The sequence below is a fragment of the Paracoccus litorisediminis genome (assembly GCF_009711205.1).
GTDB classification, from domain to species: domain Bacteria; phylum Pseudomonadota; class Alphaproteobacteria; order Rhodobacterales; family Rhodobacteraceae; genus Paracoccus; species Paracoccus litorisediminis.
Genome location: NZ_WMIG01000005.1, coordinates 164155 through 175391 on the forward strand (window position 1 = coordinate 164155; position 11237 = coordinate 175391).

Annotated in this window: 6 protein-coding genes and 2 pseudogenes; all 8 read right to left on the minus strand. The window is 58.5% G+C overall.

Going from position 1 to position 11237, the window contains the following annotated elements:
- Positions 1-119: 119 nt before the first annotated feature.
- Entirely contained in the window at positions 120-1040 is a 921-nt protein-coding gene (locus GL300_RS12270) for a hypothetical protein (RefSeq protein ID WP_155039921.1), read from the minus strand.
- Entirely contained in the window at positions 1040-7639 is a 6600-nt protein-coding gene (locus GL300_RS12275; RefSeq protein ID WP_155039922.1) for an ATP-binding protein, read from the minus strand. Before GL300_RS12275 ends, GL300_RS12270 begins: the two co-directional genes overlap by 1 nt.
- Before the next feature lie 535 nt (positions 7640-8174).
- Positions 8175-8762, minus strand: coding sequence for a class I SAM-dependent methyltransferase (locus GL300_RS12280; RefSeq protein ID WP_211595047.1), 588 nt, complete (start codon positions 8760-8762; stop codon positions 8175-8177).
- Complete coding sequence (locus GL300_RS26180; RefSeq protein ID WP_170297660.1) at positions 8759-9040, minus strand: hypothetical protein; 282 nt, start codon at positions 9038-9040, stop codon at positions 8759-8761. The genes GL300_RS12280 and GL300_RS26180 overlap by 4 nt, the downstream gene beginning before the upstream one ends.
- 114 nt (positions 9041-9154) lie before the next feature.
- A complete protein-coding gene (istB, locus tag GL300_RS12285) occupies positions 9155-9883 on the minus strand; it encodes an IS21-like element helper ATPase IstB (RefSeq protein ID WP_155039924.1) in 729 nt (242 codons plus the stop codon).
- A pseudogene (locus GL300_RS12290) lies at positions 9861-10715 on the minus strand (Mu transposase domain-containing protein); the annotation flags it as partial. The gene istB and the pseudogene GL300_RS12290, both read right to left, overlap by 23 nt.
- Before the next feature lie 45 nt (positions 10716-10760).
- Positions 10761-10868, minus strand: a pseudogene (locus GL300_RS27435) (terminase gpP N-terminus-related DNA-binding protein); the annotation flags it as partial.
- Between the two features lie 54 nt (positions 10869-10922).
- Positions 10923-11171, minus strand: a complete 249-nt coding sequence (locus tag GL300_RS12295) for a hypothetical protein (RefSeq protein ID WP_155039926.1) — start codon at positions 11169-11171, stop codon at positions 10923-10925.
- Positions 11172-11237 lie beyond the last annotated feature (66 nt).

The following is an 11237-nucleotide window of genomic DNA, read 5'->3' on the forward strand; positions in this document are numbered from 1 at the left end:
GCGCCAGAACCGTGTCCGCTCGGCATAGCGCCCGCGCTGGTGGCAATATTTGGCAAGATCCTGTTCGTTGAGCGACGTGGTCTCGATCACCTCAGCCAGTTTTGTCCCGAGAGGTTCAACTATTGCGCGATAGGAGGCAGATCATCCTCAACCCCCACTTCGCTACCCAGATCGGCTCCGCGCGGCTTAAGAAGATTGACCCCGCCTCCCCCCGCTGAGTGACCCTCGTGTAAAACAGTACAGAACCTGCGACCGCCCGGATAGCTAAGTAGTGCACGCAACTCCCGACCTGTTCGTAGGCTGGCGCGTGCTGTGGCGTCATCGACGGAGGTTATCTTGTCGACCGCGATGAAGGAGGTCGACAGCGATGTCTTGCTAGGTCGCCAGGGCTTTGGTGGACGTGCGTCGATCCATTCCGGTATCTCGTCCTTGAGAATCATCATGTCGAGATACAGCGCCGGACCAGGAAACCCGCCCCTTTTACCCGAGCTTTCGGCTTCGTACGCGCGTGTGAAGGCGAAGTTTGCCTGTAGGGTCGGAACGATATCAAATACGCGCCTGACCTTGCGTGCCCGGGCCACGGCTTCGTCCCGATCAATCTTGCCATTAACCAGAGCATCAATGATAGCTGTGTGCTCTTTTTCCTGTGCGACAATGCCGGCACCCGCACCCTTCGCTCGTAGTCCGACAGCGATCACGGCGCGCAGACCTAGGCCACCGGTGCTTCGATCCACTTCGGTCGCCTCTTGATAGAGCTTCCAGCAACGTTGGATGAACAGCCAGGCTCTGTCGCTGCGCCTCTCCTCGATGTTGGTCTGCACGGCGGCGCCGTCGTTAATAACCAGCGTGGGGAACTTCGTGGTGCTGTTGTCGCGAACGATCCGCTGGAAGGCGCGTAGCCTCCTAAGAGGTTTGGCCGCGCGGTAATCGGCCGGATCGAAACATGCCTCCTCGATTTCCGAACCATAGGCATAAAGATCGAACCAAGCTGCGATAGCCACGATCGCCGTCGAGCCTGATTTGCTTTGTGTGTCGATCATTACAGATTTTCCTCATCTGCTGTCAGGCCTTCGATAATTATCCGAAAGCTCTCGGCATCGATCCGGGTAGATTCATTTCTACGAGAGAGGAACTCGTCCGGCAGGCCCGCAATCGCTCTAAATCGTTGATAAAAATCGTGCGGACGATCGGCGCCGAGTGAATTAAGTGCACGCTTGGCTTTGCTAGAAAGGCGTTGCGGCAGCCAGACCTCGCCTCGCTTGTTTAAAACCGCGATAAGGGAGCGATGGGCGAATGAACTGGTATCTCCAGCGCGCCACGTCGATTTACCACGATGATATTTCTGTAAATTGAGAAAAATGACGAGATTACTGCCGACTGTTTCCAACAGCGCCGTTAAGGAACCTGTGCGGAAAAACAGCCGCGAACCGGTCTCGCTCCACGCTCGCTCGCCCCGTCCACCTTCCGCACCCCAAGCCTCAGCATAGAACTGTGGTTCGGTAACGCTTGACCACTGCCGGACTGCAGCGTCGTCTGCTGCGATACCCAAGACGTCTACAGTGAGATCGGTCGGAAAGGGGCGGTTGAGCGCGGATGTCGTACCATAGGGGTCGTGTCGATCGAGTCGATGCTCGGTGTCCGACATTACGGCAACCCATGGCTGAATGCTGTGGCCTTCCTTCCCAAAATGGCGACTGATCTCATTTTCGTCGTCCGGAAGCCACCGAAAGAATTTCTCGTCGGACAGCAGGGTCATGCTGGTCGAGCGCGCATCGCTCTCGTTCGCTACAACGCTTTGAATTGTGAGGGTAGTATCCTGCCCGATCGACCAGCGTCCGGCCACAGGGATCCACTCATCCACAAGCTCTCCATTTTTGATGCCGAGTATGGGCGAAAGCAGCCGAGCGTCATCGCGCATGGAGCTTTGCTTTCCTCCACTTTGCGGCATCGCAAAGTCAGATTCGATGGCCAGGTCGAGCGGGAATGGATCGGTGAGATCCGCGAGCCACAAGCCGTCTTTGCGAGAAAGTCGGTACCTGTTGAGAAAGGTCGTCCAAGGATCTTCGCTCCAATCATCCTCGACAACCGGACGCAGCGTGAGGAGATCGCCAGCGACGAGCATGAGGGCATGCCAACTAAGATAGTCACCATAACGATCACGATCCGGAACATCGCCGGATGACCAGGCTCCCTCGTAATTCGTCGTCCGAGGACAGGCATGCATGGCGCTCAGGGTTTTGTCCCAACTACGCACCCAGCTGCCGATCCGGTCGTGCACCTCCCATCCTGGGCACGCGAACACGCGGCACAAGCTTTCAACGTGATACTTATTGAAGTCGTAATCCAGATGGAGTGCATCTGCCGCGCGTGGCGACGAATCCGGCCTCGTGATGTAACGAAACTCGGCATGCCTCACCTTCGGGCCGTGTTCGTATCGCGAGACATTGGCTACAGCGACCGTCCCTAAAATCGCTTGGGCTTCTGCATCATCGAGTGATCCGGCGATCTCCTGCAATGTATCGACCGCGAACGAACGCATTACGGCGTGGGGAAAATCGGTCGAAAGCGCGACCCGTTCGAAAAACGTTTGATGTTTGGCCAGTGCGCTTGGATCAGCCTTGCTGACCCGCGCAAGCGCAATAAGCAGCCATAGCTGGGCGTGCATTGAATAGAAGGGGAGCTTTCCATCGTTGAATGGCGCCGCCGAGCCAGAGTCAAAGCGCACAATGAGCTTACCCAAGACATCGAAGCGCTGGATTTCAGCCAAACGCCTCACGGCGTGAGCCGCTCGCCAGCGCATCGCCGCCACTGGGTGACCTAGTCGGGCCCAAACCAGTCCCGCGACGACTTCCGCCTCATCGTCGACTACAGTCAGACGATCGTTCCAAGGGCCGTCGCCGACTTCGGCCGGCAGCATTTCAGCGCCGCTTGCAAGGAAGCGTTCCAACCCGTTGGCGATCGCTTGATCACAAACGTCTGCGGCCAGCCGAGCTGACAATGCGAGCCATGCGTTGCCCCCCAGCTCATCAGCAACGCCGCGCAATCCTGCGACCACTCGCTCGACCAGAGCAACCCGTTCGACGCGGAAGTATTTCTCCAGTCCCCGCCATGCCCCCCATGCATCACTGCTAGAGCTAGCCAATTCTCTGGCATGTTTCGTGGCCAACCGAAGACCTAGCTCAGGTAACGCGTCGCGCATGGCTGCCGAGGTCTTGCTCCATTCCTCGACATGATCATCCAAGGCCCGAACCTTGTCGGCAAGGCTGACGGTGCCGGACTCAACGACCGCACGTACAAAGCCGAAGCGTTCAGCCGGAGTAGATGCTCGCCGCGCCAAGTCGAGCAAGGTTCGGACCGGCCACCTTCGGCCATTCTGATCCAAATCTTCGTTAAGGATCTGCCGATCGATTTCATCCGGATCAGTGACGTCGATCAGATAGGGCTCCGGGACTTCCGGACTTGCGGCTGCTGAGGCTGCCGGCGAAGGTGCCTCGGCTCCCGGGTTCCGCCGCCGTAGCAGTCCTTCGATCCGCCTTCGGGCCGCTGACGTGGGAGGAAGTATTTCCTGAGCGAGGCGATCCAGGCCTTCAATGGTCTCGCGAACTGGGACGAGCTGGTCGTCACGATCGATTTCCACAAGCAGCAAATTGAAGAACCATTCGTGGTGGATCGCCGGAATGCCTCGCAGCGTCTCAGAGGCAAAATCCGAAATGTGCCACGTCCAAGATTCAACGGGGGGCGCCAAGCCAAACAGCGCGGCCGCCGTTGCCGCTGGTAATTTCGATTGTCGGGTCAGAACAGTTAATGCGGGCCCAAGCGAAAGACCCAGCCGTGCGACATCCCGATCATCCAACCGCGCCAACATCGCCAGCGTGCCCTGCCCGGCAATCGGTACCATTGTCTGGGCGTATTCAATCCACGGAAAGCGCCCATCTTCGCCCTGATTTAGCTCCAATATCCGAGCGAGTGTATGCGCAGCTTGTGCCGACAACTCGGGGCCTTTGTAATGCCCTGTAAGTTCGAGCAGGTGGTTTGTGCGATCGAAATCGTCGGAGCCAATAGCTTCCGCGAGATCGAGCGCTCGTCTGAAATATGCGGCCGCCTCATCCGTACTCACTCGCCACACCGCCCGTGCCAGGCGTCCGTAGGCTGTCACTCTCGAACCCACATCCGTGTCGAGCTGTATTTTCCCCTCCACTTGGGCAGCTAGGGCAAGCGCGGCGTCATGGCATGCACTGACCCGTGACAATCGAGCCACGGCGTCCGAAAGCTCGGGATGATACATCCCGGGCGCGTTTGCCAGCCAATCTACCATCCGCTGTGCTAATTGCCGATCCAAGGCCCCGAGCGCATCGGCCACATAGAAGATTGCTCGGAAGCCAGTACGAGCGAGATATGCCTTTCCATCACGATACGGATAGTCGGAAGACTGTTCGACATCACCGACGAGCCGATCAAATGCGGCGTGAAGCATCTGTGCGCGCGTTTTCCCGGTCGGTGGGCGCACGATACAAGCGATATCCTGTGCATACGGCACCAGCGGCTTGATCCGGCCGTTTAGGATGCGAGAATATTCGGAGCGGTCCTTTCCGTCGACGGCACTACGGCGCTTTCGGCGGGGTCGGGCAGGGTCATATTTGGGTTCGGCCAGCTTCTGAGCGAGTGCGCGTGAGAACGCTACCGGGCCACGGGTACGAGCGCTTTTCGGTACGAGGTCGATTAGCTCGCTGGGAGCTATGTCGATCAATGTAACAGGCCTCCGCCGCAGTGCGGACCTAATTCCGGCCGCGGCTACCGTCAGGTCAACTGCACGATCGATCGGGTGGTAGCTCGAATAATCATATATGGTTGGGGTCTTCAGTCCTGCACCTTGAACCAATGCAAGACCCGCGCTGATCAGGTCGAGATCGGCAGCTCTCGCAGCGGCGAGTATGCTCGCCATTGCCAATCCTTCGCCTTGTCCGGTGAGTGGACGTGCGGCGGCCATCCTATTGATAATTCGCCTGTCCCGATCGTCGTCACGCGGGCTGTACCGCAAAGCGGCCGCAAACAGGGCGCGTGAGGGAAGTCGGCATAGAGGAAGTTTTTGGAAGGCGCGGGGTGAAGAGGCCTGAGCTGTCGTTTCGTGTCGCTCAAGCAAATCAAAGAGGTCGCTGAATTTTGCGAAGGCAGCTCCGTCGTCTTTGCGGCTAATAAACTCAGCTACTCGAATGTCGTTTCCTGCCAGCATTTCGACATATGCAAAGCCGACATCATCCCAGTCTTGGGCTACGTTCGTAGTGTTGAACCAGGTGCTCCGCTGTGATCGGGCCGACCAATTGTGCCAATCGATAGCTCGGCGCGCATGCCGCCGGGCTTCGTCACGGTCCCCCGCGAAGGCGTTTGCCAATGCGAGCGCAGAGTGCTTTCCGCCGGGCCAACCCACGCTCGTGACAGCTAGGCGCCGCAACGCTTCTGGATCACCTGAGACCGCCGCTAGATCGGGATGCTCGTAAAGAAAGCGGTCCGAGCGCTCATGACCGGCTGCGACTAAAGACGCTTCCAGCAGCAGTTGCAGCAGGTCATCCCGTCGACCCACCTCTCCTGCAAGAGCTATCGCAGCGGTGATCCTGGCCAAACGGATATCGCGCGTACTCACTTGCGAAGCGCCAACGGGGACGCGAGCATCATATGCTAGGCGAATAAGTTGGTCGGCGTCGCGGAGCGATGTGAGCAATGCAGGCAAAGCTCTCGCCGCATAGTTTGAAGAGAGTTGTCTCTCCTGCAAAGCTGAAATGACACGATGTCGACTGGCCTCATTGGTTCCATAAGTGGAACGTATGAGGGTCTCCGTCGGCTCGTCGCGGAACATCAACCCATGCGGGGTCCTTTCAAGCAATGGCGCCAAGTCGGCTGCGAAGCTCTCGACCTCCTCAGCGATGAGGCCATGTGCAGCTGCGAGCTCCTCGATAGGTACCGGGGGTGAGAGCAATGCAATTCCTGCAAGCAAAAGATCGACATCGGCATCCTTGGCTCCCCGCGACCGGGCAGTATTTCGAGCATCTTCGAGGCGTCGGCGAAGCAATGAATCAAGGAGATCATTAGGTTGTCTGGGTTCATCTGGAAAAGACACGGGATCAAAGGGCCGTCCCGATGCTATCAAACTGTCAAGGCATCGGGGGTTTCGACCAGATCGCGTAAGGAGCGCCGCGATTTCGTCCGCTGACGCCTCCGGTGCGCGCCTCGTGATAAGCGTCCGTGCTTCTACATCCGTGAATAATGGCACCGCAAATTCGCGGTGAAAGCTGTCTCCGACGGCAATCGCGCGTCTTTCTGTGCGACAGGATGCAATCAACCGCACGCCGTCGATAGGGTCGACGCTGACGCTCCGCAACAAGAGATGGGCGAAGGACGACGTCGCGGTTTCCTGCGCGGCCAATGCAGCATGGTCGATCGCGTCCAGCACCAGCGAAACACAAGCTTCGACGTTAGTGTGTCGCGCTGTCGTGACTGCCTGGGCAAGGCGACGGCGAAATGCGCGGAGCAGGCTGGTTACGTCAGCAACGGGTAGAAGGATATCGCATAACCCCTGGCCGGCGAGCAGATTAGCTAGGTGCACAAATGTCCGATCAGGCAAATGCCTACCATCAGCTGGATCACGCCATTTGCCACTGCCGAAACCGTCAAATAGAACGACGGGGCCGTCCGCATGCAGCTGGTCGGCTAATGTCTGCATCAATACTGTCTTACCCATTCCACCGGCAGCGTGGACGATAAGTGGGGCTCCTGTTTGCCGCACTTGTGCTAAAATCGCGGATAGGACCTCGCGTTGAACGAGGTCTTTGACCTCAGGAAATGCATCCGGCGTCGGATAGAGGCGGTCTTCGTGCTCTACTTCTAGCTCTGCTAGGACCGCAACACGATCGATCCGCTTGTCGGATTCGCTTCCGGGACCAGCCTTGATCCTGATGAGGTTTCGAAGCTTCAATAGCCGCTTCTCTGCGTCAGGATCGCTTGCTTCGCTCCAAGACGCCAGAGTAGAGGCGATCAAGCGCTCTGCCTCCATCAAGCTCCCTTTGCTGCCGACCAAATCCAATCGACGCAGCAGCTCGACGGATGGATGAGGATAGGCTTCAAGTGCCTTCCTGATCTGACTTGCTTGCTTGCTTACATCACCGGCAACCTCAGAGCCTGCCATTACCGATGCGATAGCTAGCCCAAGATTGTGATGGATCGGACGGTTCGTAGCGAATTCATAACGAACCACCTTCTCGACATGCTCCGTGCCGTGAGCAGCACGAAGCTCGGCATCGGTTATCGCAAATTTGGCCAATGTTGGCGCGAAATCTGCGGCACGTACTTCCCGATCCGCACTGGAAATAGAATATTTGAACTGAACAACTGCGACTCGGTGCGACCGCGCGACATCGGTTCCACCATAATATCTAACGAGGTCGGCAATTTCGACGGCACCCGTTCCGAGTTCCTGCTCATCTAGCGAATCGAACCCTTCGAGGGTGATTGCCGTGAGGTCAGTCGAAGGCAGCAGAAGTTCCAGCGCCGTGCGTGCAGCCCAAGCCTCGTGGTACGCATGCCCCGCCTTGGACGCCCGCACCTTGTCTATAAGTATTGTGTCGTCGATCGCGCGCTCGCCGCTCATGGTCAGTTAATCTATCTTCGGGTCATGTCTGCCCCAGCTTAGGCGGACTTCGCAAACATGCAAACGTCAACAGTCACCTTAAATACCACGCATTGGCGTTATTGCATAACTCACCTATCTGTAAAATTCACCAAGCGAATCCAGTAGGTTAATCGTTTCGATATATAGAACTCGGCACCAGATCTCTACCGCACGACAAACTGGAAAATCTATAACGAGCCGTTGAAACTTCGAGGTTTGCTATTGGTCTGGCCGGACAGGGACATGGTTTGGGGCACCAACGCTGTTCGCGCGGGTCGTCCGGTATCTCCGACTATCACAGTGTTGTTCGCGATGCACTGTTTTGCGCCGTGCACCGCCTGAGTGATCGGTCTCGCAATTTTTCCGCGGCTATTATGCCGCATGGCGGCCGTCGGCTCACCACCGTGAGCGCGCCCCGTTCGTAAATGTTTGGTGGGCAAGCGGAGATTGCTTCGAGAAGCCAAGGTGGACGTCGCAGCGTTGGCGATAAACGGACGAAGCTTTGGCTCGACGCTCAGTTAGCCAATGAGAGCAGGCAGTTCAGCCACTTGACCTCGCTACGATCAGAGCGCCGATCCATACTTTGCCAAAGCTCGACAAGCGACAACTCCTTGGTCTCGGCGAGGATCAGGTTAAGCCCTGCCTCGTCCAGATCATTGAAAAACCTATCCCCCTCGACCCGCTCCTCCGCCCCGAGCTTGATGGAGGCGTAGATCACCCCGGTCGGTAACAGCGTGTTGGCGAGCCGGTCTAGAACGGCAGGCAGACTCGAGCGCGGGATATGCAGGAGGGAGGCGCAGGCCCAGATGCCGTCGAACTTCCTATCCCAATCAAAGTCCTCGAATATGATCTGCCGAACCGGGATCCCGGCAAGCCGGGATGTCGCCCGGACCATCTCGATCGATCCATCGAAAGCCGAGACGTCATAGCCAAGCTGCCGGAAGGCCAGCGTGTCCCGACCCGATCCACATCCCGCATCGAGGATGGCACCGCCGGGCGGCAGCGTCCGAAGGAAACGCTGCCGATGCTCGGACATATCGACACCGACGGTGCGGGCGATGAAGCTCTCGGCATTGCTGTCGTAGAAGCCCGTGCTTTTCAAAAGACCGCCTCCCCACGCGCTTCGGGTTCCCATTGGTGGATCAGGATAGCAGATGCCTCATCGTGCCGCGCCTGCAAGAAATCACGACGCGCTCTCGCTGTGGCGCCGGTTTGGTGCATCAGCGTCTCGCGCAGTGGGTGATGGCTGCCGATCAAGAATTCGTTTCTCCGGAGAAGCCTGCGCAGCAAATTGAGCGTCGGGACGCGCGCGAACTTGCCGTCATGGCCGCGGTTACAGGCCTGACAGGAGAGAATCAGGTTCCAGACCCCGTTTGTCAATCGGCTCGCAATTTTGCCCCCGGATCGGCGCCCAACTTTGACCCCCCATGCTGGCAGCGGATCAGGGCCTGAGCCGACGTAACTGATCAGTGATGGAGGCGGGTCAGGCCCTGATCATGCGCGGTTCTTGAAGCGCCATGACTCGTTTCCGGTCTCGATGATCTCGCAGTGATGGGTGAGGCGATCAAGCAGCGCCGTGGTCATCTTGGCGTCGCCGAAGACGGTCGGCCACTCTCCAAAGGCGAGGTTGGTGGTGACGATGATCGAGGTCCGTTCATAGAGGCGGCTGATCAGGTGGAAGAGCAGTTGGCCTCCGGATTGCGCGAAGGGCAGATAGCCCAGTTCATCGAGAATGACGAAGTCGAGGCGGGTCATGTAATCGGCCAGTCGCCCCTGCTTACCGCTACGGGTTTCTGTTTCCAGCCGGTTCACCAGATCGACGACGTTGAAGAAGCGACCTCGGGTGCCATTGCAGATCAATGCCCGGGCAACGGCGATGGCGAGATGGGTCTTGCCGGTTCCCGTGCCCCCGATCAGCACGACGTTGCGCTGATCCGCGACAAAGTGGCCCGTCGCCAAATCCCGGATCAGGCCCTCGTTGATCGGGGTGCCTGCAAAGTCGAACTCCTCGATGTCCTTCGCCAAAGGCAGCTTGGCCACCGTGAGCTGGTAGCGGATGGACCGGGCCTGCTTCTCGGCAATCTCGGATTGCAGCAGATCGCCGACGATACGCGGCGGTTCATGCTGGCGCTTGATCCCGGTCGCCATGACCTCGTCATAGGCGCTGCGCATGCCGTAGAGCTTGAGCGTGCTCATCAGATCAAGGACTTGGGTGCGTTCCATGCTGGGATGTCCTCCTGAGGCTGTCATAGCGCGCGCAGTCGGCCACGGGCTCGTGGGTCAGACGCAACGCGGCTGGGGTGAGCAGGAATGGTGGTGGTGCGGGTTCGCGTCGCCTGGCGAGGATATTGATGACGACCGGGGCGGAATGGACACCATTGTCGAGAGCCTCCCGACAGGCAACCTCCACGGCGGGTAGCCCATCATCGGCGACGCAACTGAGGATCTGGACCATCTGTCGATCGCCATCGTCAGCGCCCTGCAACTTGCGCCGGATGGCTGCCAGTGCTGGCGGCAAGAGCCAGTTCCGGAACGGTGCACCATTGCGTAGGGCACCCGGTTTGCGCGCCAAAACAGGCACATAGTGCCAAGGATCATAGACGACCTCGCCACGCCCGAAGGCCCGGATATGTTCGCCCACGATCACGCCATTCTGCCGGATCACGATGCGCTCGGCATAGGCATGGACCTCGACCGGTCGCCCGACAGCCGTCGCCAGAACCGAATACTTGTTCCTCAGGAAAACGATCCCCCGGATCGTTTTCTGATCTTCGTCACTTGTCGAACCGGACCGTGCAGGTCTTGGAGAGCGAGACCATGTCCGCCATTGGTCCGAGGACAATGGTCGAGCGGCCGGCACGCTGTGGAAGCCGTCAAAGTGGCCAGCATAGAGAACGAGTTTGGGCCGTTCGGCCTCGAACATCTCCCACACGGTCTTGTTCGACTGCTCGGGATGACGGTGGGCCTTGGCATAGACCACGCATTTGTCGATCAGCCAGGCGTTCAACTCGTCCAGATTTTTGACCCGAAGCCGAGGGGTGAAGAAGCGTTGGCGGGTCCGCTCGTAGCTGAATTCTGTCTCATCAGATCGAAGAATCTTCCGCACCGTGTTGCGCGACACATGCAATTCACGCGCGATCCTCTTCAGCGACCAACCCTGGACGTAGAAAGCCCGTCGGACCCGCGCGATCGTATCCACCCCCTTCATCCCCTTCTCCGTCTGCTGACCCGCAGCAGACGGTCTGACGAAAAATAAGGGGGGTCAAAATTCGGCGCCGATGCCCCCGCTCAAGGGGTCAAAGTTGCACGCCGAAACACATGCGAGATGCTCGCAGACATTCCGCGCGAAGGGCAACGCAAGCTCCTCGAGGGTCACCAAGTCGTTGCCGCGTCCCTTGAACTCGAGAAGCGCGCGGGCCAGGGCGAACTTGTAGGAGGTGACATTGCGGCCGAAAAGGATGATCGAGCGCCAGTAGTCCCCGCCCGTCGGCTGCCGTTCAAGAAACGCCATTTGTCATCACCTGTCTGTCTCGACGCCCAGATTTTGCACAGACCGCGGCCCGCGCAGTTCGCGAAC

Excerpts from the sequence above, each read along its gene's own strand:
- GL300_RS12270 (WP_155039921.1), bottom strand. The coding sequence starts at position 1,040 with ATGATCGACACACAAAGCAAATCAGGCTCGACGGCGATCGTGGCTATC.
- GL300_RS12275 (WP_155039922.1), bottom strand. The coding sequence starts at position 7,639 with ATGAGCGGCGAGCGCGCGATCGACGACACAATACTTATAGACAAGGTG.
- istB (WP_155039924.1), bottom strand. The coding sequence starts at position 9,883 with ATGGAACGCACCCAAGTCCTTGATCTGATGAGCACGCTCAAGCTCTAC.
- GL300_RS12295 (WP_155039926.1), bottom strand. The coding sequence starts at position 11,171 with ATGGCGTTTCTTGAACGGCAGCCGACGGGCGGGGACTACTGGCGCTCG.